This window comes from Pseudomonas sp. PS01303 (assembly GCF_029959385.1).
In the GTDB taxonomy this organism is placed as follows: Bacteria; Pseudomonadota; Gammaproteobacteria; order Pseudomonadales; family Pseudomonadaceae; genus Aquipseudomonas; species Aquipseudomonas rustica.
Map to the genome: position 1 here is coordinate 1 of NZ_JASCPK010000090.1, position 24,434 is coordinate 24,434.

At 58.2% G+C, this 24,434-nt stretch carries 30 protein-coding genes; 17 read left to right on the top strand and 13 right to left on the bottom strand.

Features of this window, described 5'->3' with window-relative positions:
* Nucleotides 1-300: 300 nt before the first annotated feature.
* Genes QMX93_RS20925 through QMX93_RS20940 form a run of 4 tightly spaced genes read right to left on the bottom strand, consistent with a single transcriptional unit; the run spans nt 301 to nt 1,661 of the window.
* Nucleotides 301-642: a hypothetical protein gene (locus QMX93_RS20925; protein ID WP_065862990.1), complete on the bottom strand. Its 342-nt coding sequence runs from the start codon at nt 640-642 to the stop codon at nt 301-303.
* Between the two features lie 10 nt (nt 643-652).
* A complete protein-coding gene (locus QMX93_RS20930) occupies nt 653-964 on the bottom strand; it encodes a TrbM/KikA/MpfK family conjugal transfer protein (protein WP_065862991.1) in 312 nt (103 codons plus the stop codon).
* Between the two features lie 4 nt (nt 965-968).
* Nucleotides 969-1,385 carry a hypothetical protein gene (locus QMX93_RS20935; RefSeq protein ID WP_282357834.1) on the bottom strand — a complete coding sequence of 139 codons (417 nt, stop codon included), beginning with the start codon at nt 1,383-1,385 and terminating at the stop codon, nt 969-971.
* A gap of 3 nt (nt 1,386-1,388) precedes the next feature.
* Nucleotides 1,389-1,661, bottom strand: a complete 273-nt coding sequence (locus tag QMX93_RS20940) for an H-NS histone family protein (RefSeq protein WP_141687448.1) — start codon at nt 1,659-1,661, stop codon at nt 1,389-1,391.
* A gap of 44 nt (nt 1,662-1,705) precedes the next feature.
* Between QMX93_RS20940 and QMX93_RS20945 the strand changes: the two genes are divergently transcribed.
* Both QMX93_RS20945 and QMX93_RS20950 read left to right on the top strand, forming a co-directional pair.
* Complete coding sequence (locus tag QMX93_RS20945; RefSeq protein ID WP_065862993.1) at nt 1,706-2,578, top strand: lytic transglycosylase domain-containing protein; 873 nt, start codon at nt 1,706-1,708, stop codon at nt 2,576-2,578.
* Nucleotides 2,579-2,753: 175 nt separating this feature from the next.
* Entirely contained in the window at nt 2,754-3,053 is a 300-nt protein-coding gene (locus QMX93_RS20950) for a hypothetical protein (RefSeq protein WP_044275512.1), read from the top strand.
* A 105-nt stretch (nt 3,054-3,158) separates the two neighbouring features.
* On the opposite strand, the gene QMX93_RS31055 is transcribed toward QMX93_RS20950, so the two are convergent.
* Nucleotides 3,159-3,290, bottom strand: a complete 132-nt coding sequence (locus tag QMX93_RS31055; protein ID WP_349016448.1) for a hypothetical protein — start codon at nt 3,288-3,290, stop codon at nt 3,159-3,161.
* A 128-nt stretch (nt 3,291-3,418) separates the two neighbouring features.
* On the opposite strand from QMX93_RS31055, the gene QMX93_RS20960 reads away from it, so the two are divergent.
* The 11 genes from QMX93_RS20960 (at nt 3,419) to QMX93_RS21010 (ending at nt 14,187) form a co-directional block, all read left to right on the top strand.
* A complete protein-coding gene (locus QMX93_RS20960; RefSeq protein ID WP_170059015.1) occupies nt 3,419-6,067 on the top strand; it encodes a VirB4 family type IV secretion/conjugal transfer ATPase in 2,649 nt (882 codons plus the stop codon).
* Nucleotide 6,068: 1 nt separating this feature from the next.
* On the top strand, nt 6,069-6,842 hold the full coding sequence (locus QMX93_RS20965) for a type IV secretion system protein (RefSeq protein WP_081311800.1): 774 nt from the start codon (nt 6,069-6,071) through the stop codon (nt 6,840-6,842).
* A 5-nt stretch (nt 6,843-6,847) separates the two neighbouring features.
* Nucleotides 6,848-7,093, top strand: a complete 246-nt coding sequence (locus QMX93_RS20970; RefSeq protein WP_065862995.1) for an EexN family lipoprotein — start codon at nt 6,848-6,850, stop codon at nt 7,091-7,093.
* A 12-nt stretch (nt 7,094-7,105) separates the two neighbouring features.
* On the top strand, nt 7,106-8,173 hold the full coding sequence (locus tag QMX93_RS20975; RefSeq protein WP_065862996.1) for a type IV secretion system protein: 1,068 nt from the start codon (nt 7,106-7,108) through the stop codon (nt 8,171-8,173).
* Nucleotides 8,174-8,452: 279 nt separating this feature from the next.
* A complete protein-coding gene (locus QMX93_RS20980) occupies nt 8,453-9,172 on the top strand; it encodes a type IV secretion system protein (protein WP_065862997.1) in 720 nt (239 codons plus the stop codon).
* 2 nt (nt 9,173-9,174) lie between these two features.
* Nucleotides 9,175-10,053 (top strand): TrbG/VirB9 family P-type conjugative transfer protein, encoded by an 879-nt coding sequence (locus QMX93_RS20985; protein ID WP_065862998.1) that lies wholly within the window; start codon nt 9,175-9,177, stop codon nt 10,051-10,053.
* The gene (gene virB10 / locus QMX93_RS20990) at nt 10,050-11,207 is read left to right on the top strand and encodes a type IV secretion system protein VirB10 (protein ID WP_065862999.1); all 1,158 of its coding nucleotides are present in this window, start codon (nt 10,050-10,052) and stop codon (nt 11,205-11,207) included. Before QMX93_RS20985 ends, virB10 begins: the two co-directional genes overlap by 4 nt.
* Nucleotides 11,208-11,218: 11 nt before the next feature.
* Nucleotides 11,219-12,250 carry an ATPase, T2SS/T4P/T4SS family gene (locus tag QMX93_RS20995; RefSeq protein WP_065863000.1) on the top strand — a complete coding sequence of 344 codons (1,032 nt, stop codon included), beginning with the start codon at nt 11,219-11,221 and terminating at the stop codon, nt 12,248-12,250.
* 51 nt (nt 12,251-12,301) lie between these two features.
* Nucleotides 12,302-12,853, top strand: a complete 552-nt coding sequence (locus QMX93_RS21000; RefSeq protein WP_170059017.1) for a hypothetical protein — start codon at nt 12,302-12,304, stop codon at nt 12,851-12,853.
* Nucleotides 12,853-13,335, top strand: a complete 483-nt coding sequence (locus tag QMX93_RS21005; RefSeq protein WP_099592746.1) for a hypothetical protein — start codon at nt 12,853-12,855, stop codon at nt 13,333-13,335. Before QMX93_RS21000 ends, QMX93_RS21005 begins: the two co-directional genes overlap by 1 nt.
* A 111-nt stretch (nt 13,336-13,446) precedes the next feature.
* Nucleotides 13,447-14,187, top strand: a complete 741-nt coding sequence (locus tag QMX93_RS21010; RefSeq protein ID WP_233458244.1) for a hypothetical protein — start codon at nt 13,447-13,449, stop codon at nt 14,185-14,187.
* Nucleotides 14,188-14,222: 35 nt separating this feature from the next.
* On the opposite strand, the gene mobF is transcribed toward QMX93_RS21010, so the two are convergent.
* The 3 genes from mobF to QMX93_RS21025 are packed head-to-tail and all read right to left on the bottom strand — an operon-like array spanning nt 14,223 to nt 19,045.
* Entirely contained in the window at nt 14,223-17,177 is a 2,955-nt protein-coding gene (gene mobF / locus QMX93_RS21015) for a MobF family relaxase (protein WP_015272413.1), read from the bottom strand.
* Nucleotides 17,178-18,716 carry a type IV secretion system DNA-binding domain-containing protein gene (locus QMX93_RS21020; protein ID WP_087851152.1) on the bottom strand — a complete coding sequence of 513 codons (1,539 nt, stop codon included), beginning with the start codon at nt 18,714-18,716 and terminating at the stop codon, nt 17,178-17,180.
* Complete coding sequence (locus QMX93_RS21025; protein ID WP_058565740.1) at nt 18,716-19,045, bottom strand: hypothetical protein; 330 nt, start codon at nt 19,043-19,045, stop codon at nt 18,716-18,718. Before QMX93_RS21025 ends, QMX93_RS21020 begins: the two co-directional genes overlap by 1 nt.
* 494 nt (nt 19,046-19,539) lie before the next feature.
* Between QMX93_RS21025 and QMX93_RS21030 the strand changes: the two genes are divergently transcribed.
* The 4 genes from QMX93_RS21030 to QMX93_RS21045 all read left to right on the top strand — a co-directional run bounded on the left by QMX93_RS21030 (nt 19,540) and on the right by QMX93_RS21045 (nt 22,054).
* Nucleotides 19,540-19,896 (top strand): hypothetical protein, encoded by a 357-nt coding sequence (locus QMX93_RS21030; RefSeq protein WP_015272410.1) that lies wholly within the window; start codon nt 19,540-19,542, stop codon nt 19,894-19,896.
* Nucleotides 19,897-19,899: 3 nt separating this feature from the next.
* Nucleotides 19,900-20,604, top strand: coding sequence for a StbB family protein (stbB, locus tag QMX93_RS21035; protein WP_049289571.1), 705 nt, complete (start codon nt 19,900-19,902; stop codon nt 20,602-20,604).
* A gap of 18 nt (nt 20,605-20,622) precedes the next feature.
* Entirely contained in the window at nt 20,623-21,006 is a 384-nt protein-coding gene (stbC, locus tag QMX93_RS21040; RefSeq protein ID WP_254362158.1) for a plasmid stabilization protein StbC, read from the top strand.
* A gap of 268 nt (nt 21,007-21,274) precedes the next feature.
* The gene (locus QMX93_RS21045; RefSeq protein WP_257361880.1) at nt 21,275-22,054 is read left to right on the top strand and encodes a SprT-like domain-containing protein; all 780 of its coding nucleotides are present in this window, start codon (nt 21,275-21,277) and stop codon (nt 22,052-22,054) included.
* A 46-nt stretch (nt 22,055-22,100) separates the two neighbouring features.
* Here the strand turns inward: QMX93_RS21045 and QMX93_RS21050 are convergent, their stop codons facing one another.
* The 5 genes from QMX93_RS21050 to QMX93_RS21070 all read right to left on the bottom strand — a co-directional run bounded on the left by QMX93_RS21050 (nt 22,101) and on the right by QMX93_RS21070 (nt 24,114).
* Nucleotides 22,101-22,346, bottom strand: a complete 246-nt coding sequence (locus tag QMX93_RS21050; protein WP_065862387.1) for a hypothetical protein — start codon at nt 22,344-22,346, stop codon at nt 22,101-22,103.
* A gap of 60 nt (nt 22,347-22,406) precedes the next feature.
* Complete coding sequence (locus QMX93_RS21055) at nt 22,407-22,583, bottom strand: hypothetical protein (RefSeq protein ID WP_176717964.1); 177 nt, start codon at nt 22,581-22,583, stop codon at nt 22,407-22,409.
* Nucleotides 22,584-22,654: 71 nt separating this feature from the next.
* Nucleotides 22,655-22,909 (bottom strand): hypothetical protein, encoded by a 255-nt coding sequence (locus QMX93_RS21060; RefSeq protein ID WP_065862388.1) that lies wholly within the window; start codon nt 22,907-22,909, stop codon nt 22,655-22,657.
* Between the two features lie 219 nt (nt 22,910-23,128).
* Nucleotides 23,129-23,683: a single-stranded DNA-binding protein gene (locus tag QMX93_RS21065; RefSeq protein WP_092321021.1), complete on the bottom strand. Its 555-nt coding sequence runs from the start codon at nt 23,681-23,683 to the stop codon at nt 23,129-23,131.
* A 35-nt stretch (nt 23,684-23,718) separates the two neighbouring features.
* Nucleotides 23,719-24,114, bottom strand: coding sequence for a hypothetical protein (locus tag QMX93_RS21070; RefSeq protein ID WP_065862390.1), 396 nt, complete (start codon nt 24,112-24,114; stop codon nt 23,719-23,721).
* Nucleotides 24,115-24,434 lie beyond the last annotated feature (320 nt).

Here is a 24,434-nt window from a genome sequence, read left to right on the forward strand (position 1 = left end):
GAGCTGGGCCGCCGTCATGGGGACCGTGGAATAGCGGAGCGACCGAAGGGAGTGAGCATATGCCGCGAAAGCCCCTTGACGGCATAGGCCCAGCGGAGGGTAGGCGACTAGGGCTGATAGCGGCCAGCCGGAGGGTGATGAGCACACCCAGGACGCGCAGGGGCGGCAAGGTGGCCTGCAGGCCGCCGCGCAGGCCGACAGGCCGGAGGCAAGCGGAGCGCGCAGCGCCTGGCGGGCCAGGTGCGCAGTAGGAAAGCTGGGGGCAAGAAAAAGCCCGCTTGTGCGGGCTTCTGCGGAGGCTTATCGCCGGGGGTTGGTGTGAAGCCCCCAGCCGTACACTGGTGGTTGATCGCTGATGCGAATGCCGCGTGTGTCTTCGCAAATCCGACCCGCGACGACTGCGCCTGGTGAGTAGATCTGACCGCCCAGCAGGCAGCCACGGGCAGGAGCTGGGGCAGGGCGGTTTGCTTTCGCTTCCAGGGCGGCGAGCTGGGCAGAGATATTGACCAGACCTTGATTGACTTGATGTAGCTGCTCGTTGGTCTGGTCCACCTGTTTAGACGTGGCGCAGCCAGTTAGGCCAACGCTGGCCAGCAGCAATGCCGGCAGTAGTTTGGTGAACGTGCGAGTCCTGTTTTCCATAGAGATTTCCTTAATGTGTCATGCCGAACATTGAAATGATCGGGCTGATGGTGCCTTGGTTTTTGTCCGAGCCTGGGCAGGAATTCAAGAATTCTTCCCTGGCTCGGGCTGTTGCCTCGGGTTTAAATTTGCCCTTCTTCTTGACGACGATTGAGAAGAAGTCGGATATCGCCCCACTGCAATCGCTGTCTGCCAGCGAGCCGCCTTTGAGGCCTGCTTTGCCTGCCATGCACATCATGGTCTTGCACGGGTCACGGGCTTCTGCGGTGCCTACCAGTGCCAAGCTGGCCAAGAGGGCGACGACGACCGTTGATCGTTTCATATGACTAGTCTCCTTTTAGTCTGTGTTCGATGTGGAAAAATGCGCGGGCCAGGCGGTCGTAGCCGCCCGAGGCGGCAAGGAAGGCGATCAAACCGACTATGGACAGCACAACCAGCTTTGGATCAGGCCAGCCATTAGCGGCCTGGATCACTAACACCACAAGCATCGATACGGCGCCGAACGTCAGCACTAGGCTGATGGGGCGGCGCACAAGCCAAAGCAGCCTGCCTGCGAGGCCGAACAGGTTGCCGGTGGTGATACGCAAAGCATCGATGGCGAAGCGTTTAGCGCCCGAGGCAGCCTTTGCCAAGAGCGACGGTTGTTCGCCGTTCGCTGCTCGATCCTTCGTGGCCACAGTGCGGATCTTCTGCACCTGGCGGTTCCGCTTTCTGCCTGCGGGCAGCTCAACTACTTCGCCCATATTTCAGTCCTCCTTATCCGGTATCTCGAATTCCGCGAGCTGTCTGCCAGCGTCCAGATACTCCTTCAACCAAGCGGGACGTTTACCCCTGCCGCTCCACGTATGAAACGGATTGTTCGGATCTCTGTACCTGGCATGGCCTCGCGGCGGTCTTTCACCCAATGGAACGAATTCCAGTTCGCGTGTTGTGGGCACGGATTTCGACTTCCCTGCTGTTCTGCTCTTCTCGGCATCTTTGTCATCGCATTCGCTTGACATGTTCTCAACTGCCCTCATAATAGCGGTTACTCACTGAAATTGCAATTTCAAGGACAAACGGAATGGCCAACACTCAATCACTCACCGCTGCCATTGCTATTGCGCTCGTCGCCGCCGGAAATCCATTGCTGGCCAATGCGAACGGTAAATTGTCGATGAGTGTTATGGCTTTGGCAAAGCAATGTGCGCCGAACGTCGCACCTGAGACGGTCGGTTATTTGGTCAGCCATGAGTCGAGAAATAATCCATTTGCAGTCCATGTGAACGGTGTGCCGTGGAGTGAGCAGCCAAAAACAGAAACCTTCGAGGACGCGAAAGCAGTGGTCGAAAAGCTTGCTCGCGAAGGCGCCAGTTTTGATACCGGCTATGGGCAAATCTGGTCGGGGAACTTGGCAGCGCTAGGGGTTTCTGCTGTGGACCTGCTTGAGCCGTGTAAGAATCTGGCTGCCCTGGACCGAATCTTGTCGGACTGCTACCGGGCTGCTGTCGCAACTAATCAAGACCCGCAAGCCGCTTTACGGCATGCCTTTAGTTGCTACAACACCGGCAATCAGCGGGACGGTTTCACGAACGGATATGTGGGAAAGATTCTGGCTGTGGCTCAAGCCAACAACACATTGAAAGTGCCTGCGCTGCGCGTCGATGGAGTGGAGAGTGAAGGCGGCCAGGTGGGGAGTAGCGTTGAGCAGGAGAACGCGCTACCCGCTAAAAAGGCCAGGTTAGGCAGGTCTGATGGGTTCGATGAATCAACCCCGGACGGATTTGCCAATAGCACTCAAGACGGTTTCGAAGCGATGGCGCGGCAACATGACGGAGCGCCAAATGAAGGTCTTTCTCATCCAGCAAAAACAATTAGAGGAAATGAGCAGCAAGAAGAGATTGATACGGACGTGGATTCAGAGGTTGGAAGAAAAAAAATGGCTTCCACTCTTTGAAGTCATTAGCGATGACGGGCAGACGGTGTGTTGTTCGTTGCGCGTAAAGGATACAGGGGAGGTTAGAACGTGGGCTGATCTTCGACTGTTAGCCGAGTGGCTGAGGGAAAAGCTAAGCATCGAACGGTGTGAGCTTCTATTAACGGACTTTGATTTACCAGTAACGGAGTGAAATATGGACAAACTGAATGTGGGTGTAAACGGCAAGCAATTGGGCATGGTCTGCATGGTTCTGCTGTGCATCTTTGGGTCGAGTCTGGCCCAAGCGGCGGGGGTGGACACTGCCAACTCTTCGCTGACCTCGATGAAAACCTGGCTCGATACGTGGATTCCGCTGGCCTGTGCCGTGGTACTGGCGGTGCTGTGCATCCTCTGGTGGGCACACGTTGTACGCGCTGACTTCGCTACCCGTGGCGCCCTGGCAATGATCGGTGCTGGCTCTGCCAGTTACATCGTCAGTTTCTTCTTTGGCTGATACCAGAAGGGTGGGGCCTACGGGTCCCGCCCTTGGGAGGTTATCGAATTGAATTTCTCACAAGGACGGTTCCCCTTGTTCAAAGGGGCAACTCGGTTGCCGACCTTAGCTGGTGTACCTCGAACTGTGTTGCTCGTCACCTTCATGTTCTGCGGCGCGTTGTTCCAGTTCATTCACCTGTGGGCCATTGGGGTGTTCGTGTTCCTGTTTGTTATCGAATGGTGCATCACCAAGCATGACGACCGCGCTTTTCGGATTCTCTACCTGGCTTGGAAAACCAAGATTGTGAACAGGTCTGAATCGTCATTTACGAACTTGTGGGGTGGGTCTAGCTACTCGCCCAGGGACTACGGAGATCAAGACTAATGGCCGTAACAGCCCGTGATGTGAAGAGCGTCAAAAAATTCAAGAAGGAACCAGCCTTCAAAAAATTCCTACCCTATCAGCACCATATCACCGACCACGTAATCAGCACGGAAAACGGTGAGCTGCTGACGATGTTCAAGCTGCGCGGGCGCACGCATGACTGCGCCTCGGATCTTGACCTGATCCGCTGGCACCGCGACCTGAACACCATGTTCAGGCAGATCAGCACCGAACACGTAAAATACTGGACCCATCAGCATCACCGCGAGGTCAGCGACTACCCGGAAACGGAGTGGAACCTGGCGTTCGCCCAGCACTTTGACGACAGCTACCGCAAGAGCTTCCAATCCAAGCCGCTGATGGTTAACGATCTCTACCTCACTGTGGTTTACAACCCTGTTGGCGACCTGGCGCAAAAGGTCTTCTCCAAGATGGAGCGCCCTACCCGCGAGGAGTTGGTAGACATGCGCAACGAGGCGTTGAGCGCCTTGGAAGAGATCAGCAGCCGCATCATGCACACGCTCAAGCCTTACGGTATTGAGCGACTGGGCGTCTACTATCGCAACAGCCGAGGCGAAATCACCATTGCCCAGGATCAGGACGATGATTCCTGGCTGGCTGATGAAACCGGGCTTGAGGCTGATGCCTTCGATATCGATCCTGACGACCTGTTGGCCGATACGGTGGCGAGCGCGCCGGCGCCGGCAATACCTGCGCAAGAAGGCGCCGGCAGCCTTCGGGCATTTTCTACTGCCCTGGAATGGCTCTCATTCCTCATCAACGGCTATTGGCAGCCTGTTCCCGTCTGCCGCTCGCAGATTCGCACATATTTGATGGAAAGCCGGCCCGTTTCCTCTCTTTGGGGCGACATTATCCAGCGCCGCCGTTTCGATGGCGTGGATTACTTGGCAGGCGTTGAGATCGTCGATTACGACGATGAGACGGAGCCTGGCCAGCTGAATTTGCTGATGGAAGCAGATTTTGAATACGTGCTGACGCAATCCTATTGCTGCATGTCCCTGGGTGCTGCTCAGACGTTCCTGTCTAATCAGCAAAAATCGATGCTGGAAACCAAGGACAAGGGCAAGTCGCAGATTCGGCAGTTGGAAGACGCCGAGGACGATGTGACCTCGCGGCGGTTCGTCATGGGTTTCCATCACGCGACCATCCACGTTTGGGCAAATACTTCGAAAGGCGTACAGAAACTGGCTCGCAAGGCCAAGGGCATGATGACCGACTGCGGTATCAAGGCTGACTCGGTTGGCCTCGCTTCCGAGGCTGCCTTCTACGCCATGCTGCCGGCCAACCATGCGTTTGTTCCCCGCCCGGTCCCAATTAATAGCTGGAACTTCCTGTGCTTCTCGCCGTTTCACGGCTTCATGACTGGCAAGGCGAACAACAACCCATGGGGACCAGCAGTCACGTTGTTCAAGACCACGGCTGGTACGCCGTTGTTCTTCAACTGGCACGTGTCGCCAATGGAAGAACAGTCGTTCGGCAAGCGTCCGCCAGGCCATACCCTGATCCTGGGTCAGACCGGCGCCGGTAAGACGACTCTGCTCAATGCGTTGATTACTCAGTCCAGCAAGTTCGAGCCACGGGTTATCTGCTACGACAAAGACCGGGGCATGATGCCCCTGGTGACGTCCCTGGAAGGGCGCTATACCGTGCTGCGCGAGGGCGAATCGACGGGCTGGCAGCCGGCGCAAATCGAGCCGACTACCGCCAACGTTGCCATGGTCAAGCGTCTGATCAGGATTTGTGCGGAAACCACGAACGGCGGCCCGATTGAACAGACCGATGTGGAACTCATCGGCAAAGCTGTTGACCATGTGATGGTCAGTGGCCTGGTTGCCAAGGAGCTGCGTTCGTTCTATGCAATCTGGCGGCAGATTCCGGCAGCGGCGCGAGTCAACAACCAGCAGAAATTGAGCCTGGCTGAAATGCTCAAGCCCTGGTGCCGTGGTGGAGAACATGGGTGGTTGTTTGATAACCCGTCCGACGCCTTGACCTTCGACACGCACAAGGTGTTTGGCTTCGACCTGACCGACTTTATCGTGGCCCCGGATCAGCCGGCCCCACAAGCTCGCACGCCGTTGCTGATGTACCTGTTTTATCGGGTGCGCCTGGCTATCGATGGTAGCTGCCGCGTGATTCAGGTATTCGATGAGTTCGCCCAGTATCTGGACGATCCCTACATGGATGTGGAAGTGAAGCGCGGTTTGAAGACCGACCGGAAAAAGGACGCAATTTACGTCTTCTCCACGCAGGAACCAAACGACGCCCTGGAAAGCAGGATCGGCAAAACGATCATGCAGCAGTGCGTGACCAAGATCCTGCTGGAAAACCCGGAAGCTGACCCGGTGGACTACATGAAGGGGCTGAAACTGACCGAAGCGGAATACCAGGCGCTGCTTAACATCCCTGAATTCAGCCGTCAGTTCTTGGTCAAGCAGGGCAGTCAATCGGCCATCGCCACCATGGATCTGCGCGGGATGGAGAAGGCAATCAGCATCCTTTCGGGCACCCCGGACAATGCGGATCGACTGGAAAGCATCCTTGCCGCCAATCCAAACGCCAAGCCAGAGGTGTGGCTGCCGAAGTATTGGGAAGCGGTTTTACCCAAGCAACAGAACAGGAGCAATTGACATGGAAAAGTACGTTTTTGCCGCTACGGATACCCAGGACGTAATGCGTCTTCCGACGCTCAAGGCAAAGGCCATTGTGCGTAGCTGCACGATGGCCATCTTCCTGGGGGTCGCAAGCGTTTCGCATGCGCAGGTCGTTGTCGAAGATCCTGGCGTGCTGGCCAACACAGTGCTTCAGGTCGAGAACATGGTTCAGCAACTGGCCAACCTCAAGTCGCAGTTGGAAACCCAACAGGGCATGTACGCCTCCATGACCGGCGCACGTGGATTCGGTGGGATGCTCCCAGGCAGTGCTGGGGCATTGCAGAAAAACCTGCCTGCTGACTGGAGCAAGGTCTACTCCGACGCGATGAACAGCAATTCGAGCATCACAGGTTCTGTGCGCGACATGCTCGGGCAGTTCGATAGCGAGGTCGAGAATATGGGTCGGACCGAGGCCCTGGACCTGGTGAACCAACGTCTCAAGGAGAAAGGGGCGTATGACCGCGTGATGGCGCAGCAGGCTTACAACAACCAGATGCGTGAACTGGAAGATATCCAGACGCTGACCAACCAGATCGACACAACCACGTCGCAAAAAGAAATTGCAGACCTGCAAGCCCGGATCTCGACCGCCCAAGGTGCGATCCAGGGCGAGCAAGCCAAGCTGCAACTGATGGCCATCCTCCAGCAGTCGCAAGACAAGGTGCTGCAACAACAGCAACAGACTGCCGTTCGCCGCTATGTCATTGGCGATCAGAACGACAGTCTTGAAGCCCCCAACCTCACGGAATGACCGCTATGAAAAAGATCGTATGCCTGCTGCCACTCTTCGCTGCCCTGGCCGCTTGTGGTGAGGCCAACACCAAAGAGTGGTACATGCAGCATGACAAGGAACGGGCCGTTCGTGTTGCCGAGTGCCGTAACAATGCCAAGGAACAGGTGAGCGCTGATTGCCAGAATGCCCTGGCCGCCGAGGCTCAAGTCGTGACCATGGGCAAGGGACAGTCGGATTACAGCATCGACCTCAAGCTCGATAAGAAGTGACGGGGGTGAACAATGGCCTATAACGCAACGACTCAGATATTCAGCTACATGGACGAAGTGTCCAAGGAGTTAGTGGCGTCGAACGTGGCAACCATCATTGCCGCCGTGACGCCGTTGGTTGCCCTGGGCCTAACCATTGTTCTCATGGTCGAAGGCACCTTCAAACTCTACGGCGGTGATGGCGAACCGCTGACCGACATGCTCAAGAAGTTCGCCTTCTGGGGACTCATTCTGAGCATCTCGTCAGCAGGCGGTTGGTATCAGCGCGATCTCGCTGATGTAGCGCTGAAAACGCCTGATGAGTTCGCCTCGATCCTGATTGTCGATGGCAAGTCGGGTTCCAACGTGCAGAACGAAGTCGCCAGTACCATTGACAAGGCACTGGAGAATGGCTTGAAAACCGCGCAGCGCGCATTTGATAACGCAGGCGTGACCAGTGGTGCAGGCCTTGCGAGCTTCTTGCTGGCTGCTGCGGTGCTTCTTTCCACGGTGCTGGTCTGCGGCATTGGTGCGGCGTTGATCCTGATGGCCAAGTTTATGCTGGCCATCGCGGTCTGTTTCGGGCCGATCTTTATCATGTGCCTGATGTTCGACTCCCTGCGCGAACTGTTCTCGAAATGGATTGGTTCGGTTATCAACTTCGGGCTGATAACCATCCTGCTGTCTGCCACCTTCGGCCTGCTGATGAAGTTTTACGGCAAAGCGGTGGCGGCGGCGGCAGATCCGGCAGCCGACTCGCCGATCTTGGTACCAATCATCACTTGCGGCCTTCTGACCGTGGTGACGTGGTTTGTTCTCAAGAAGATCCCCGACCTGGCCGCGTCGTGGGGCAGTGGTGTCTCGGTGCAGTTCGTACCGGGCCGTCAACGCCCAGGCAAAGGTGGCGGGGGCCAGGGTGCGGGTGGCGGCGGCAAAGGCGGTGCCGGTGCCGGCGCTGGCTCCGGTGCAGGAGCGGCAGGAGCTGGTGGTGGCGCAGCGGCTGGAGCAGGTGGCGCGGCTGCCGGAGCCGCTGGAGCAGCCGCGAGCGCTGTGGGTTCGGCCATGCAAGGCATGGCTAGAGGTTCACGCCGAGCAGGTTAAACGGAATCACATTTGGGCCATAATAGTCCTTGAAATTAGAATTTCAGGGATTTATTATGGCCCTGTCTTTTTCTCATCTGAGGTAAATCACATGGTGCGGTTTTCGACGGGATTGGTCGGGATCTTACTGGTTGCGGCTCTGGCTGGATGCGCAAGCAAGCCCAAGCCCGCACCTGAGCCTGACATGACGAATTTGGTGCCGGTCAACAAGACGTTGCCCAGTGCCCTTGTAGGACGCCCCGGGGTAATTCCCCAGGCCACGAATGGAGAACGTAAAGAATGAGTCGGGCTGATAAGAACGAGGCGATCACCAAGGCTGACATGGCCGTTTTCCAACAAGAGAGGCAGGATCTGGAAACGGATCTGCTTAGTGAGGTGTTGAACTCTCGTCGCACCGCCTGGTGGGCGGCGACTGGGCTGGGCGGCCTGGCGGCGGTGGCGTTCGCGGTAGCTGGCTTGACCATGTATCGCTATAGCCAGCCAGTGCCCGCCCATATGCTGGTTTTGAACCCCGATGGGAGCATCCAGCAAGTGTCGTTGCTGACACCGCAATCGACCTACGGGGAAGTGTCAGACACCTACTGGGTTTCTGGCTTCATCCGCCATTACGAAACCTACGAATTCAACACGGTGCAGGCGGACTATGACGCCGTTGGCCTCATGTCTGGCCCTGATGTGGCTGAGCAATACCAGAACCGCTACAAGTGGGGCACCAAGGAGGCGATGGACAAGGTTGTTGGCGACCGCAAATCCGTCAGGGTCAAGATTTCCTCGGTCATTCTCGACCGGGAAAAAGGCATCGCCACGGTTCGTTTCTCGACTACTGAAAAATACCGTTCGCGAGCGACCTCGGAAGAACCTCAATACTGGATCGCAACTCTGTCGTACACCTACGACAACACCTTGTTGAAAGCCTCCGAGCGCTACATCAACCCGCTGGGTTTCCGCGTCTACTCGTACAACGTGAACGCTGAAACCGCCGCAAAAGTTGGGGGCTGACTATGAATCGTAAATTCGCTATTGCAACCGCGTTGGCGGCGGCGCTGACATCGGCGCCGGTTCTGGCACTCAACGAGAAGACAGACAGCCCCTACGACTATCGGATCAAGACGGTGATCTACAACCCGATGGACGTTGTTCAGATTGACGGGGTGGTGGGTTTGCAAACGCTCATCCAGTTTGCGCCGGATGAGGTCTACGTGACGCATAACTTCGGTGCGAAAAGCGCCTGGGAGTTGGTCAACAAGGATAACAACGTGTTTATCCGGCCAATTGCCGAGCTGAGCGACACGAACCTGACGGTAGTGACCAACAAGCGGACGTATTACTTCCTACTCCACTACATCGGCAGCAATGTCGTCAAAGGCCCTGATGGCCAGGTGAAAGAAGAGTTCATCAAGACGCCCTGGAGCATGCGCAAAGCCACGGTCGGCGTCATCTTCAAATACCCGTTTGAAGACATGAAGGTCGCTAACAAGAAGCTCGAAGAACGCCGCATCCGCGAGGCGCTGGCCAAGGGTAATAACGGGCCGGTGAACATCGCCTATAGCCGCTCCGATGAAGAAAACAGCTCCGAGATCAGGCCGACCCACACCTGGGATGATTTCCGCTTTACCTACTTCGAGTTTCCGGCCAATGCAGCGTTGCCGAACGTCTACATGATTGGCCCGGATGGCAAGGAAACCATCCCTCAGACGCATATCGAGGGCGAGTATTCCAACATCATCGTTGCCGAGACAACGGCGCGTGAATGGCGGGTTCGCCTGGGTGATCGCGTGGTGGGTGTAGTCAATGGCGGTTACAACCCGGCGTTGGGCGCTAGCAAGACCGGCACCAACTCGCCCGAGGTCAAGCGTGTGTTGAAAGGGGGTGAAGAATGAGCCGCGACGTAAATATCGACGAACTGGAGACGTTCGAGGACGACCGGGGCGGGTTCGATGGTGGGCCGAAAAAGAAAGTGCCAGGCCTGCGAGCATTCATCGGCGTGCTGTTGCTGATTGCGCTGTGCCTCATCGGCTGGATCGTCTACAAAAACGTGATTGTTCCGAAACTCCAGCAGCAGGAACAGGCTGAAAAAGCGTCACCCAACAGGGCCAATAACCTGCCGCGTGCTAGCTTCGCAACCACGCCTGGTAACGCTGATGAAGAACCTGTCGAGCAGCCCGCCGAGCAGGCGCAATCCGCAAGTACCTACCAGCAGCAGGCACACCAGACACAGCCTGGACAGCAGGGAAAAGTCGAGCTGACGCCTGAACAAAAAGCCATGCAACGCCGCCTCAGTTCGTCGAGCGCTACAGAACAGATTGGCGCACAGGCTATGGCCGCGACTCCAAGTCGTGGCGAAAAAGCTGAACCAGTAAAAACTAGCAGTAGTAGCTCGGAGCTGGCTTCGCGCATGAACAGTGCCCGGTACGCTGCATCAAAGGCGACGCTCATGAAAAACATGGGTATGTCGATAGCCGCTGGCACGATGATTCGCTGCGGCACGATCACCGAGCTGGATACCACTGTCCCTGGTTTCGTGTCCTGCCAGGTGTCGAAGGAAGTCCGTTCGGCTGACGGCTCGGTGGTGCTGATCGACAAGGGCGCGACGATCACTGGTGAAGTCAGTGGCGGCATTCTGATGGGGCAGGCCAGGGCCTTTGTGCTCTGGTCGCGGGTTCGTAACCGTGACGGCGCTGTGGCCTACCTCGATGCACCTGGCACCAACCGCCTCGGTAGTGCCGGCGTGCCCGGCCAGGTCGATACCCACTTTTGGGATCGCTTCGGTGGTGCCATGTTCATTTCCGTGTTCAGTGACCTGAGCCGTGGTCTGATGCAGGCCCTGGTCAACTCCACCGACAAGTCCGACAGCGACACAACGGTGAACCTCGACAACACGTCCAACACCTCCGATTCGCTGGCCCGCGAAGTGTTGCGCGCCACGATCAATATCCCGCCAACCCTGACCGTGAATCACGGCGAGGCGGTATCGATCTTCGTGCCGCGTGACGTTGATTTCAGCGATGTGTATGGCCTGGAAATGGTGGAGTGAGGGAGGCACGTATGGATACTGCGACCGATATCGACCTGGCTTTAGCAGACATGGACATGGCCCTGGCGGCGGCGAACTTCGCCCCGCTTCGCCAGTACCTCGACGATCCAGAAGTGTTCGAGATCCGGGTGAACAAGTTTGGCCAGGTGGTATGTGACACGCCCAAAGGGCGTGTCTTGCATGCCGACCCACGGATCACCTACGACTACCTGTGGGCCTTGAATGACCATCTGCTGAGCCTCAACGGACTCGGCCGCACGCCAATCAGCTACGTGAAGTTGCCGGACGGATCTCGGGGAACGTTCTGCTGGCCCCCTGCGACTGTCGAGGGGACCATGCTCATGTCGATCCGTAAGCATTTGCCGGTATCGAAGAGCCTGAGCCAGCTTGCCCAGGAAGGCCGCTTTGCCAAGGTGCGGCATCGTAAGCAGTCTGAGCAATTCATGCTTGAGCCGTTCGAGGAAGAACTGCTTGAGTTGTTGGAAAAGGGTGATGTGGAAGGCTTCTTGACGCAGGCCGTCAAGACGAAGCGGAACATTGCCGTAGCCGGTCCTACCGGCTCCGGCAAAACCACGCTTACCCGCTCGCTGATGGGGGCGGTGCCTACGATTGAGCGTGTGCTGCTGATGGAAGATACGCACGAAATCGACGATAACCGCCTCGATGAAGTGGGCTATCTGATGTACGGGGAAGGCGATGGCCGAATGTCGGCCCGCGAATGCCTCAAGCTGTGCATGCGCCTGTCCCCTGACCGGATCTTCCTGACCGAGCTGCGCGACGATGCGGCGTGGGACTACCTGGCCGGCGCGAACACGGGGCACCCTGGGGGCATCTTTTCGACGCACGCTGACAGCGCGGCCAGCACCCCAGCGCGTATCGCCACTTTGGTAAAGGCCTCGGAAATCGGTCGGGCGCTCGACTACGACGTAATCATGAAGACCATCAACACCACGTTGGATGTGGTCGTGTACATGGAAAAACGTGAAGTGCTGGAAATCCTGTACGACCCGATGTTCAAGAAACAAGCAATGGCAGCGGTGTAGGAACTCAAGCCGCTTAGCGCCCTGCAGGGCTAAATCCAAGGAGAAGTACGCATGACCGAAGCAACCAATATCTGGACCGCCACCGCTACCGAAATCATCAACGCGGTGCGTGAAAGCGTTATCGCCATGGGTTGTGGAACGCCACAAACAGGTGATATCTACGACCAACTGCTGTTGATTGGTCGTAGTGGCGTGGAAGAGCTGGTGCCCTCCGTGAGCAAATTTGGCGCCCGAGAGTTTGAAAGCGTCATGGCCGTGGTCGTAGACCTGCTGGGCGGTGATGGCATTGCCGTCCACGGTGAGCTGCCTATCTGGCTCCGTGTTTATCCAAGCGTGGAAGGCAGGCTCCCTTCCTTCAGTGTCGATGACTGGCGATGGATTCGCCTATCCTCGGTTCAGGAGGTTCAGCCCCGCCGTGCAATCGCCATGGGCGAAGATCCGGCTAAATGGCAGCTCATGGTCAACGTTGTTGCCAATGGCCAGGTGTACCACGCTACCCAACGCCTGTTCCTCGGCGCATCGGTAGAGAAGCCGGTAGAACGCTTGCTGACGTTGGTTAGCGCCGCAGTGAGTGAAGAACAGCGTCGCCGGATGCAACTGTGATGGAAGCCAACATGGATTCACCACAACCGCACAGCACGGCCACCAAGGCGCTTGAAGTCTTGAGTGCTGCTCTGACGATCATTCGCCGTTTGTTTCTGCTGCTCATTGTCTATCCGGCTGTTGGTTTTTTCTTGTTGATGGGCCTCGCCTCCGATTGGTCGTTTACCGGGGCCGGTAAATGGCTGACGGATATGCAATACGAGGCCCAGCAGTTAGGAAAAGCGGAAGCGCCTGGTCATCTGCTGGTCAAGCGCTGCGCCGATGAAAGCCGGTCGCGTGGGGCCATGCCGGAGCCTGTGGCCACGTGTGATGCTTGGCAGGTGAAAGAGGTGGCTGTCGAAGCGCTGGCCAAGGAGGGTGGTAGGACGCTGGCCCTGATTTACTGTGCTTTCCTCGTAACAGGGTTCGGTGTGATGGTCTTCACCAGCCCAGCCTCGCCTCTTCGCTTGCGCGAGCGCCTTGGGTTGCAACGCCGCAAATAGCGCGCCCGGACCTAAAACAAAGCCCCGCATTGCGGGGCTTTTGTTTGCCGCTATATCGTGTGCTCGATCAGCTGGCCAGCGACACAAGATGTTGTGTTACGAGGGGAAATTTTGAAACAAACGAACTGGACGGTTATTGGTGTGGCCCGCTGGTACGACTGGAAGTTGGGCAAGCTTTCCGACCGGGACCTGGCCAGGGTGGTAGGAACTACCGAGGGCAGCATACGGCGCCGACGTGTTCAGTTCGGGATCGAGGTCTATTCGGTCGCAGTAGCTCTTGCCCCTTTCCAGCACCTGCTGGGCCTGGAGTCGGACAGGTCTGTCTCTGCAAAAAGCGGGGTGTCGGTGAAGAGTATCCAGGCTTACCGCAAGTCCCAGGGCATCGCACCCCGTTCCAAGGTCACACGCCGTATTCAGCGCTTGCCGCTCGATCATCCCGTGAGGCCGTACAAGAGCGCGTTGGGCCTGGTGCCCGATGAAGACATAGCCGAGGCCTCGGGTGTGGCCGTAGAAGTCGTGCAGGCGCTGCGCGAGGCGTTCGGCCTGGATGCTGTGGCGCCCTCCCCTGACCTGGCCAGGTCGGCGCCTGTCGAGGACTACCACGGCCCCGGACTCGGTTACGAATCGCTCCTGGGCACTATGTCTGCCGCCAAACTGAGCCGCACCGTAGGCGTGGCCTATGCGGTCGTAGAGGCGCGCCGGGAGTTCCTGGGCATCGCACCCTACAAGCGCGTATCGCGTGCTGATCGGTATGTACACCTGTTCGGCGTGGTGCCAAATAGCGTGCTGGCCAAGCTCGCAGGTGTGTCTCATGAGCGGATCGCTCAAATGCGCATGGCCAAGGGGCTTTAACGCACAGAAAAAAGGGGCCGAAGCCCCTTTGCTGGTTACAGGCCGAATGCCCTGCCCTTTTCTTTAGGCTGCTTGGTCGGCAACTGCTGGCCTTGCTGTTGCTTCTGCGCGGCGTCCTTCTGTTTGCCGGCCTGGTCGTGTCCTTTGCGCTCGAGCGCATGCCGCTGGAGCTGCTTGATATCCAGGGCGCCGGCCTTGGCATTCAAGCGACTGATCGCAGCCCCCAGCTTCTGCCGGTTATCGGTGAAGATTTCCGCTGCATGACGGGCGCGGCTGATCGCCACGTAGTACACGTCCTTGGCGGTCGTGCGCGACTGGGTTTCAAGGTTGATGAGTACCTTGTCGCAGGTGAGGCCCTGGGCGCTGTGAACGGTCGAGGCGTATGCCAGGCCGACGAACATAGCCGATGCGGTGTCCAGCTCGACCTGGCGGCCTTTGTCGCCTTCGAGCACCACACGGTCGCTGTGGATCTCCTTCACCACAAATCGGTCGCCGTTGGCCAGGTCCTTTTCGGCGTCGTTCCGGGTGATTTTCACCTGATCGCCAGGAGCCAGCTCAGTTCGCTCGACGCTGTAGACCGACAGCTTTGTGCATCGAGCCGGGGTGAATTGCAGTCTCTCGCCTTCCGGCCCCCGCACGGTGAGTTTGTTGCCGGGACCAGTGTCGAGTACCACGTACTGCACGCCCCGTTGCAGCCCGTTCTTATAGTCCACCTCGGGTACGACAATGCTGCCCTTGCCGTAGTATTTGCTATGCCGGCGCTCGGCCTGTGTCGTATCCAGGCGATTGAGCAATGGATATTCCGCGCCCTGTCCTTTCAGGCCCAGCGCCTCGCGCACCCCTTCGTTGATCTCGATCCGACTGGCGTTGGTACCGGTGATAATCAGCGCCTGGTCACGTTCGGCCTTTGGCATCGAGGCGTAGGCTTCGACAATGGCCTGGTAGCGTGCCCCGTTGTCCTCGATCTCGCGTATCTCGTTCACCAGCGGCAGCGATTGTTTGGATTTGCCCTCGGCGGCCAGCTTCACGGCTTCCAGCAACTGCGGGTCTTTCTGCCGCTGAATGTCGGTCAGCCGGGACGTTTCCATGCCGGCTTTCATCAACTGCTCGAAGGGTTTGCCGGCCTCGATAGCTTTGGTCTGTGCCACGTCGCCCAGGAAGACAACGCGAGCGCCGGCAGCCTCAATGGTTTTCATGGCCTCGTGCATCTGCCGCGCAGGAATTACGCCGGCCTCGTCGATAATCACGACGGTGTTGCTGTCGATCTTCTTATCGCGGGCCTTGAGGAATGATTGCAGAGTGCGCGCCTCCAGGCCCTCGGCCTGGAGCGCCTTCACCTGGCTCCCATAGGGCGCCAGGCTGGTGACGCGGTATCCGTTCGCTTCCAGCAGATCCTTAGCCGCTACAGTCATGTAGCTTTTGCCGACGCCGGCAAAGCCCTGCACGCCGATGAACTGGTTTTGTGTGCGGGCGATCCGCATCACCGAGGACTGCTGTTCCGCGTTCAAGCCCCGATCGGCAAGGAAGGCTTCGGCGGCTTCCTTGGAGATCCGCGGCTGAACTGTACCGCGCCCCATTCGCTCGATTTGCAGCACCTCGCGTTCGCGCTTTTGCGCGATGTGCGTGGTGAAACGGCTTTCACCCTGACGCAGCCGTCCCGTGCGGATACCCTCATCAACGAGCCTGGCGGCCTCTGAGCGCGATTTGCCGGCACGGACAAGGTTTGCCACCCATTCCTTCCGGCTGAGCTGTGGCGCCTCCTGGCGGGCCTTCTCGGCGGCCTTCCCCTTCTTTCCATCGGCTGGGTTCTGTGATGAGTACAGCGGTTCCTCGCGGATCAGGTGGCCAGATGCGGCTCGCCGCTCGATGCCGGCGCGCACGTCGTCGATGGTGAGTGCGCCGTACCCGTGGCGCAGCGCGGTATCCATCAGCTCCTTCTGTCCGATCACGGCCTGGCGTTCGGTCAGACTCTTGATCGCGAATTCGATTACCTGGTCTGCACGGTACTCCAGGGGCTTCTCGATCTGCGGAGTGGCCGCGCTGCTTCGCTCGTTGCCGCCCTGGGCATCGGCGCCGACGCCGGCCCACTCGCGACTGTGGTAGTCGATACCCAAGGCCCTCGACCGCTCCAGCCAAACCTGGCGCAGTTCCTCGCGGTCGATGCCACCCTGCTTTTTGTCGCGGGTGGCCAGCGCGGCCTGGTTCTTTTCGGCATACGACGCTGTGCTGCGGTCCAGGCCTTTCGCCGCTAGCGCTGCCTCGATCTGCTGGCTGCGCGAACTGAATTCGCGGATCTGCTCATCGGAGAAGTGCGCCAGGTCGAATGTGCCGTTGCGCTCATAGCGCAACTGGAAGCCGGCCTTTTCCAGCTCGCGGGCCAGTTCCGCCTTGTAGACGTTGCCCAAGAACATGGACGAATTGAACACGCCGTCATTTTTCAGTGCCCGCCATTCGCCGTCGCTACGCTGGGTCATGTTCAGCACGAACGCATGGGTATGCAGGTCGGGGTCCAGGGCGCGTGACGTTTCGTGTCGGAACTTGGCCACCACCAAGTTGTTGGTGTTCTCGGTGCCGGTCTTCTTGTTGACCGTTATTCGCGCCTGGGACAGCCGTTCAGCTTCGCGGATCGCCGCCGCCACGGCCTTGTCGTGGGCTTCGATGATACTGGCGTCACCGTGCACCAAGGCCTGGAGCGACACGCCCTTGGGCGCCGAGAATGTGAGGTCGTACCCCAGCCGTTCCTTGCTGACCACTTTGCCGTCCGCCTCTTTGACGGTCCGCATGAGCTTCGTGTTGTCGCTAATCCGGCCATCCAGCAGCTCGCGGAATCGGGCCTGCTCTACCTCCCCGGACAGGCCCAATGCCTCGGCTCCGGCACCTTGCCATTGCATGGCGCCGCCGTCTTTTGCGTAGTAGTCATCCGCACCATCCGCGTAGTACGACACGACTTTGCCCAGTGATTGCCGAGAAATGGTCGTGATATCGAGCATTTAGATGATCTCAAGGTTTGGAACGATGCCCGGTACCGGGTTCGTGCGGGTGAAGTTGATCGGCTCAATGGCCACCCGTGCAATCGGGATGCTGCCGGGGAACGACAGGAAGCCTTCGAGGTTGTTCAAGGCCATGATTTCCGACGACATAACGATGCGCTCGGGTTTCACATCCTCGTTCTCGCTGCGAGTGCCCCAGTCACCCCAGCGCGAGCTGCGGCCTTCTTTTGTGCGCAGCACTTCATGCTCGCTCAAGGCTTTGGACATGCGCTCGGCGGTGGCTGTACCCATGCGGCCAACGGCCAAAGCGACCATCGTCCGGTGGTTGGCCAGCATGGTTTCGGCCAGCTTCTCGCCATACACGGATTCGAGCTGAGTGTAGGACTGGTAGCCCGATACCACGCAACCGCCCTTCTTCCGGCCCCGCGTCAGCATGTCGCCCAGGGTGGGCAACCGTTGCAGCGACTCCAGCTCGTCGAGGTACGTCCAGATTCGGCGCTTGGGGTTGGATTTCATCCCAAGGATGCTGGTGAAAATGGTATCAACCCAGCAACTAATCAATGGGCGCAGCGCTTCGCGCATGTTCTCGTCCCAGGTGATAAACAAGTTGCCTTCGTTAGGATCTTCGCACCACTGACGCAACGAAAATTTGCCTGGCGGCATGTCAAAATGTGCAGGCAGTTTATTACTGAGGACAAAACGGACGCTACCGGTAGCGCGTTCGTTTTCAGTGAACAGAGAGACGGCGCGAGTGCCTTTTACAAAAGCTTGTAGCGCTTCCGAACTGCACTCGTTAGTCCATTTAAACACATTCCTCATGCCAGGATTGCGCGTGGTGTTATACAGCTTCTTGGCCACCTCTGCGAACAGAAGACGGCCATACTGATTCCATTCTTCCGAGTCGTTACTGTCTGAGACTTGAATAATGGATTTTGCGTATCGCTCGAAATCGTAGTGACTACGGATTTCGTTATAGAAGTTCCAGCCTTCCGTCCTGGCATCGTAGGGATTTAGGATTTTATCGCCCTTGCGGTAGAAGGTAGATAGGAACTCTCCATCGGGATCGAGGATCACCATTCGGTCTTTCCGCTGCATACAGCCATACATCATTTCGCGGAAAATCGTACTCTTACCTGTACCCGTTGCGCCGCCAACTGAGAAGTGTGTTGCTTCGGCAGCAATAGGAACAGGCACTCCGGCAATAGTTATTTGTTCCTCTTTTTCCTTGGTTAGCCGTTTAAGTTCGCGCTGGGATACAAGTTGGCTACCACGAAAATACTTGTCGAAGTGGGCGCCGGCAAAAGTGGTCTTGCTCAACTTCACAATAAGCACGCACAGCGCAATCGCCAGTATCAATCCACCAACTAACGCAACCGCAAGCGGCCACAAGGTGAACGTATTTTTCGCCAGGTAAAACACCCTGTCGCGGGCGCCTTGTTTTTCAATTCCATACATCAGCTTGGCGGTAAAGAACCACGCGAACAGGGGCACCAGTACCATGACGGCAAGGCAGATTTGAGATCGTTGGCGCTCGTTCATCAGCTATCCCTCTTAGATGAATCCCATACGTCGAAGCCCAGGCGTTCGACCTCGGCCTGGGCTTCCCTCTTAGCATCCGGTTTGGACGCGGTGCGCAGAAGCAACAGCAGCTCGATCAAGATGGCCATCGACTGCCGGTCGATTCCTGCACCTGGCTGACCGTCGCCGCCAGGTCGTTGATCGAGGCGCTGGAGGATCATTTCTAGCGTGTCCTCCTGCTCCATCTGCCGGAAAAGCTGCCGGCGGACATACTCCGAAATGTCGCCTTGCGACCGCTCTTCCAGCTCGATTTTCTGTGTTTCGGTGCATCGAAAGCTAACTGTGGGCACGGATGGCCTCCTTGTCTGACGTGTGTAAGACATAAAATACAGCAAAATCATGGCCTGCGCGTACTTTTGTCTTACGCAGGTATTACGCTTTTCTGCAAGTCGTTGAAAATGCTTTATTTTTCAACGACTTAGCTACGCGAAGCGTTGCGTATGGTGTATAGCTCGTTAAGGGAAAATACCGCTCTGCTTTTAAGGGAGAAAACAGCCGTCTGCCCCCCTCGGAGGCCGCAAAAAAGCGTCCTCCTGATCCCTCACGCGCAGCGTGAGGGGCTTTTCGCGGCCCAGGGGTGCCACTGAGTACGCTTTAGAGACAACCGAGAGACGGAGTGAAGACAACGAAGAGACAAAAAAGGGACTTGCCAGACCCAAAAGGGACGTTTAGAGTACGGATCAGAGACAAACAGGGGACAAAAGTGCCCGAGGTCGATAACGAGGGATCAGCGATGCCACTATCGCGAATAAAACCACGGAGCGATTCGGCCCTGGTGCGGAACATGCTCGGCGAGATCGAGGCCGCACTGACAGCCGGAGCCTCACGGGAGGATGTATGGGAAACGCTCAAAAATGAGCACGGGATGACCATCGGGTTTAACGGATTTTGCAAGGCGCTGATGCGAGCGAGGGCCGCCAGGCAGGAGCGAGCTGGAACACCAGCGGCGACCACTCCACCGCTACCCCGACCGGGGAACAATGGTCAGGGAAAGGAAGTGGATTGCGCAATCCAGAACGATGAACCCACGCCACCCGAGGCGCCTTTAAAGGGTCGCATCGTCACCAGTAGCGATTTTGAGAAAGTCCACTCCATGGACTTCTCGGATCTTGATGATAAATATACGGGCAAAAGGAAATAGCGTATGAAACGAGCGATCTTGAACTACAGCGGCAGCATCGGCAAAACCACTATTGCAGCGCACCTGCTCTACCCTCGCATGCCAAGTTCGGTATTCTTTGCCATCGAGTCGATCAACCAGTCTGCTTTGGACCTGGGCATTGCCGAGGTCAAGACCATGCGCGGTCGTGAAGTAGGCGATTTGATTGAGGAACTGGTACTTGAGGACGTGGCGATTATTGACATTGGCGCGTCGAACATCGAGTCGTTCTTTGAGGCCGGTTCGCGCTACCACGGCTTCATAGATGAAATCGAACAATTCATTGTCCCGGTCACGCCGGAGCAAAAAGCGTGGCAGGAAAGTTTGAAGACTGTAGAAGCGCTGGCGACCATGGGTGTTTCGGCTGATCGCATTATTCTGCTGCCGAACCGCATTCAAGATAACCCCGAGGCCGAAATTCCGTCGATCTACAACTATGTAAAGAAAACCAAGAAGGCCACCATCAAGCCAGGCGCGTTCCTGTTTGACAGTGACGTATATGGTTATTTGGCCGCTAACAAAATGTCGTTCGATCAGTTGATCGGTGACGATACCGATTACAAGGCGCTGGCACGGGCCGAAGCTGATGAAGCACAGCGCAGCAAGTATGTAAGCCTCTATCGTTGGACAAGTTATGCAAAACCTATTCGTCAAAACTTGGACGAATGCTACGCCGCCTTGACGGCCTAAGCGACCGGAGTACCAGTAATGGATTCTAGGAAACCGAGAGAAGAAGTATTAATTGAGTGGTTCCTGGGCGACTCTAGGGAGATTGTGTCCGATCTCCAAGGCGCGGTTGCGGCGGCCCGCGAGGTGCACCAGTCGATGCAGGAGGCCGGCGCAAGCCTGGCCTCCACGGTCGAGGATGCGCGTGCCGAGCTGGTCACGGCTCACCGGGAGCTGACTGCCGCGATTCGGGAAACCGAGTCCCGGCATGACAAGGCCCTGGAGAAGCTGGACCGCCAAGCCAAAAGCTTGTTGGCCGCGACCCAGCGCCGCACGGTGTGGGTGGCGGCGATCTGCGCTGGCATCGCCGGCCTGGCCGGAGGCCTGGGCGGTGCCCTGCTCTTCTACCGCCTGGTTGCCGGCTAGCGCCGGGGTGTGACATACGCTGAGGCCGCCGCAAGGCGGCCTCGCCGTTTGTGGGAGTCGCCGCAGGCGCTCCCGTGCGGTAAGCGGAGCGCGCAGCGCCTGGGAACCAGGCGCGGAGGCGAGAGGGATGGAAGCCCGAAGGGGCGAGACGCGGCGCAGCCGTGGCTCGATGCGCAGCACGACAGCCCGCGCCGAAGGCCTCGCTCTGGATTGCGCAATCCACTTCTATTAAACTGGATTGCACAATCCACAAGACAGGATCGTCACCATGTCGCTACTGCCGACTCATGAGGTCTATGCCGAGCTGCAACTGGCGTACGAACACTTCAACGTCCAGCTGTTCGACGGCCAGCTACCGGACTGCCTTATCACCCTCCAGCGTGAACGCCGAACCTACGGCTACTTCTCGCGCAAGCGCTTCGCCCGTCGTAGCGGTGAAATGACCGATGAAATCGCCATGAACCCCGGCTACTTCGCGATTCGCTCATTGCGTAAAACGCTGTCGGTGCTGGCCCATGAAATGGTGCACCTGTGGCAGTTCCACTTTGGCGCGCCAGGCCGGCGTGGCTACCACAACAAAGAATGGGCCGCCCGCATGGAAGCCCTGGGCCTGATGCCCAGCAATACCGGCGCACCTGGTGGTAAGCGCCTGGGCGAACAAATGGATCACTACATCATTCCAGGCGGCCGCTTTGACGTGAGCTGCGCGGAGCTGCTGACGCGGGACTTCTCCCTGTCGTGGTACGACCGTTTTCCTCCGGAGCGACCGCAAATTGATCCGCCGACCGGCTCGAACGGTCGCGGGTTTGTCGATGACGTGGACGGAGAGGAAGAAGGGCAGGCGCTAGGCGTGGATCAAGGCGGTGATGACCTGGGGCCGCTCGGTGAGTTGGTGGAGCTGCCGCCCGAGGTGCCGCCGAACCGGTCAAACCGGGTCAAGTACCGGTGCCCGAAGTGCGCAACGCAGGTATGGGGCAAGCCTGAGCTGGCGATTCTGTGCGGCGGCGAGCATTGCGCCGGGGCGCCATTCCAGCCGGTCGCACGATGACAAAGGCCCGCGAAAGCGGGCCTTTTGGATTGCGCAATCCACATTTTCAACGGTGGCCAGGTTCTGCCTCCTGGCCTCGATCTCCAGCTTCCCAGCATGCGGCGGCCTTGCGCAGCAAGCCGGCGCTATCGCGGTGCGCCATTTCACCCGGTTTAGTGATGAACGTAGCGGCGGCCTCGTAGAACTCTGCGGCCACTTCCCAATCGTGTTGCAGCTCGGCCTTGCGCGCAGCGGCGGCGAGCGCCTGGCACGTTCTGGCGGCCTTGGTCGGCGTGGTCTGGTGTCCGTACATATCCTGTTCTCCAGCGGGGAGCGCCGGGGCGAAGCCGCGGCGCTCGGTTGGGTAGTGGGGTTAGGCCCGTTTAACAGCCCGTGCGAGGGTCAGAAGGTCGGCGGCCTCCATTAACTGGCCGCGCTCGGCCAGTTGCTGCATGGACGGCACCGGGCAAGCTGGAGCCGCTGCGCGGCGCGCAGAAGCGGCCAGACGGGCCAGGAAGACGCGGAACGAGGGAAGGGTTTGAGTAGCCATCGGGTGACTCCTTTTTTCGCAGAGGAAGGCCCGGAGCGGTTGCCGCCGCTGGTATCCGGGCCGGGGTTGGTTTACTTGGTCAGGCGCTCGCTGCGCACAAAGCCTTCACACATGTCGCGGAAGATCTCGGCGTGCATTTCCAGTGGGAATTCGGCGATCACCTCGCGGCGACCGATGCCGCCACGCTGGGCAACGATCATGTACATGGTGACGTTGGATGGGGTCTGGTTCGGGCGAGCCTGATGGGACACTTCAACGGTGAAGCCGCTGAACTCGCGCAGGGCTTCGGCTTCGCTGAAATACAGGATGTGGGTTTCGATAGTCATGGGTTGAATCTCCTTTCGCAGATTTCCCCGGAGCGGTTGCCGCCGCTGGTTTCCGGGGTGTCGAGGCGGTATTGCTTCGACGTGGTTAGTATCTCAAAACTCGCGGCTCACGTCAACTGTTCGTCAAACAATATTTGACGAAATATTTACGAAAACTGCGCCGGATCATTGGGCAAAAAAAAGCCCCGGACATGTCCAGGGCGGGGGCAGGCAGTCGCGTCACTGCATCATCCAAGTGAAGCGGTACGGGTCCATGAACGGGATATCGTCGTCGAAACTATCGAAGTCGGCGGCGGGCTGCGGGGAAGGTTGCGGCGGCTGTTGCTGGGCTGGTCGCCGCTGGGCCTGTTGTGGTCGCGGGGCCTGCTGACGTGGTGCCTGCTGCTGGCCCTGATTGTACGGATCGCCGCCTTGCTGTTGCTGGTTCTGCGGACGCCCGCCCAGTAGCTGCATGGTGCCCTGCATGTCCACAATGATCTCGGTGGTGTAACGCTTGATGCCGTCCTTCTCCCATTCGCGGGTCTGCAACTTGCCCTCGATGTAGCACTGGGAGCCTTTGCGCAGATACTCGCCGGCAATTTCCGCGACCTTGCCGAACAACGAAACGCGGTGCCACTCGGTGCGCTCGACCTTCTGGCCTGTCTGTTTGTCGGTCCATTGCTCGCTGGTGGCCAAGCTCAGATTGGTAACGGCGTTGCCGTTGGGTAGGTAGCGGACTTCGGGGTCTTGTCCGCAAGTGCCAACGAGGATCACTTTGTTTACGCCACGGGCCATGATGTATCTCCTTTTCTCTAGTTGGATGATTCCATTTACGCGCAGGTTGCCGCCTGCATCCGGTAGCTGTCGGCCCAGGCCAGGGCCTCGGCGGCGCTCGTTTCGACCACGCTATAGCCTTCTGCGTCGGTGTACAGATCCACCACGCCACGCATCACCAAAGCCCGCTGGTTCTGGTCGAGCGCCAGAATCTGCATGTAGTAGCGGTGCCCAGCCAAGCTGTTTTCCGTCCGGTCGGCTTCGGACCGATCAACGCGACCATGCACAAACCCCTGATAGGACTCTGGCACTGAGCTTGGCCACCCGCCTACAAAATGGTCGTCCACAAGATCGCGCAGGTCCATGTGGTACTGGGCTGCATGCGCTTTGATGGCCTCGATAGAAACACCATCCCAACACCATGCACTTACTTCGCTCTCAAAGTCATTCATGCTCTGAATCCTCTCCTTCGCAGACTGCCCGAGTCGGTTGCCGCCGCTGGTTTCCGGGGTGTCGAGCGGTATTGCTTCGACGTGGTTAGTATCTCAAATCGCGGTGCTGTCGTCAACTGTTGGTAAAACATTCTTTGACGAATAATTGACTTGACGCGGCGCGCTTTTCGGAGCTGCTTAGATGCCGAGGTGGGAGCGGGAGGTAAACATAAAGCGCGCCCGCGAAGCGGGTGCAGCCCCGCTTTTGCCCTGGAGCGTGAATCTCCCCCGGTGGATCTGCTCGTCAGCCTTCGGTTGGTCGCGGTAAGCCCCGACTACCC

Excerpts from the sequence above, each read along its gene's own strand:
- QMX93_RS21060 (WP_065862388.1), bottom strand. The coding sequence starts at position 22,909 with ATGACTATCGAAACCCACATCCTGTATTTCAGCGAAGCCGAAGCCCTG.
- QMX93_RS21030 (WP_015272410.1), top strand. The coding sequence starts at position 19,540 with ATGCTCGGCGAGATCGAGGCCGCACTGACAGCCGGAGCCTCACGGGAG.
- QMX93_RS21050 (WP_065862387.1), bottom strand. The coding sequence starts at position 22,346 with ATGTACGGACACCAGACCACGCCGACCAAGGCCGCCAGAACGTGCCAG.
- QMX93_RS31055 (WP_349016448.1), bottom strand. The coding sequence starts at position 3,290 with ATGCTTGGTGATGCACCATTCGATAACAAACAGGAACACGAACACCCC.
- QMX93_RS20950 (WP_044275512.1), top strand. The coding sequence starts at position 2,754 with ATGGACAAACTGAATGTGGGTGTAAACGGCAAGCAATTGGGCATGGTC.
- stbC (WP_254362158.1), top strand. The coding sequence starts at position 20,623 with ATGGATTCTAGGAAACCGAGAGAAGAAGTATTAATTGAGTGGTTCCTG.
- QMX93_RS20925 (WP_065862990.1), bottom strand. The coding sequence starts at position 642 with ATGGAAAACAGGACTCGCACGTTCACCAAACTACTGCCGGCATTGCTG.
- QMX93_RS21005 (WP_099592746.1), top strand. The coding sequence starts at position 12,853 with ATGGAAGCCAACATGGATTCACCACAACCGCACAGCACGGCCACCAAG.
- QMX93_RS21070 (WP_065862390.1), bottom strand. The coding sequence starts at position 24,114 with ATGAATGACTTTGAGAGCGAAGTAAGTGCATGGTGTTGGGATGGTGTT.
- QMX93_RS21065 (WP_092321021.1), bottom strand. The coding sequence starts at position 23,683 with ATGGCCCGTGGCGTAAACAAAGTGATCCTCGTTGGCACTTGCGGACAA.
- QMX93_RS21000 (WP_170059017.1), top strand. The coding sequence starts at position 12,302 with ATGACCGAAGCAACCAATATCTGGACCGCCACCGCTACCGAAATCATC.
- QMX93_RS20945 (WP_065862993.1), top strand. The coding sequence starts at position 1,706 with ATGGCCAACACTCAATCACTCACCGCTGCCATTGCTATTGCGCTCGTC.
- QMX93_RS20935 (WP_282357834.1), bottom strand. The coding sequence starts at position 1,385 with ATGGGCGAAGTAGTTGAGCTGCCCGCAGGCAGAAAGCGGAACCGCCAG.
- QMX93_RS20930 (WP_065862991.1), bottom strand. The coding sequence starts at position 964 with ATGAAACGATCAACGGTCGTCGTCGCCCTCTTGGCCAGCTTGGCACTG.
- QMX93_RS21055 (WP_176717964.1), bottom strand. The coding sequence starts at position 22,583 with ATGGCTACTCAAACCCTTCCCTCGTTCCGCGTCTTCCTGGCCCGTCTG.
- QMX93_RS20970 (WP_065862995.1), top strand. The coding sequence starts at position 6,848 with ATGAAAAAGATCGTATGCCTGCTGCCACTCTTCGCTGCCCTGGCCGCT.
- QMX93_RS21045 (WP_257361880.1), top strand. The coding sequence starts at position 21,275 with ATGTCGCTACTGCCGACTCATGAGGTCTATGCCGAGCTGCAACTGGCG.
- QMX93_RS20995 (WP_065863000.1), top strand. The coding sequence starts at position 11,219 with ATGGATACTGCGACCGATATCGACCTGGCTTTAGCAGACATGGACATG.
- mobF (WP_015272413.1), bottom strand. The coding sequence starts at position 17,177 with ATGCTCGATATCACGACCATTTCTCGGCAATCACTGGGCAAAGTCGTG.
- virB10 (WP_065862999.1), top strand. The coding sequence starts at position 10,050 with ATGAGCCGCGACGTAAATATCGACGAACTGGAGACGTTCGAGGACGAC.
- stbB (WP_049289571.1), top strand. The coding sequence starts at position 19,900 with ATGAAACGAGCGATCTTGAACTACAGCGGCAGCATCGGCAAAACCACT.
- QMX93_RS20975 (WP_065862996.1), top strand. The coding sequence starts at position 7,106 with ATGGCCTATAACGCAACGACTCAGATATTCAGCTACATGGACGAAGTG.
- QMX93_RS20980 (WP_065862997.1), top strand. The coding sequence starts at position 8,453 with ATGAGTCGGGCTGATAAGAACGAGGCGATCACCAAGGCTGACATGGCC.
- QMX93_RS20965 (WP_081311800.1), top strand. The coding sequence starts at position 6,069 with ATGGAAAAGTACGTTTTTGCCGCTACGGATACCCAGGACGTAATGCGT.
- QMX93_RS20940 (WP_141687448.1), bottom strand. The coding sequence starts at position 1,661 with ATGAGGGCAGTTGAGAACATGTCAAGCGAATGCGATGACAAAGATGCC.
- QMX93_RS20985 (WP_065862998.1), top strand. The coding sequence starts at position 9,175 with ATGAATCGTAAATTCGCTATTGCAACCGCGTTGGCGGCGGCGCTGACA.
- QMX93_RS20960 (WP_170059015.1), top strand. The coding sequence starts at position 3,419 with ATGGCCGTAACAGCCCGTGATGTGAAGAGCGTCAAAAAATTCAAGAAG.
- QMX93_RS21020 (WP_087851152.1), bottom strand. The coding sequence starts at position 18,716 with ATGAACGAGCGCCAACGATCTCAAATCTGCCTTGCCGTCATGGTACTG.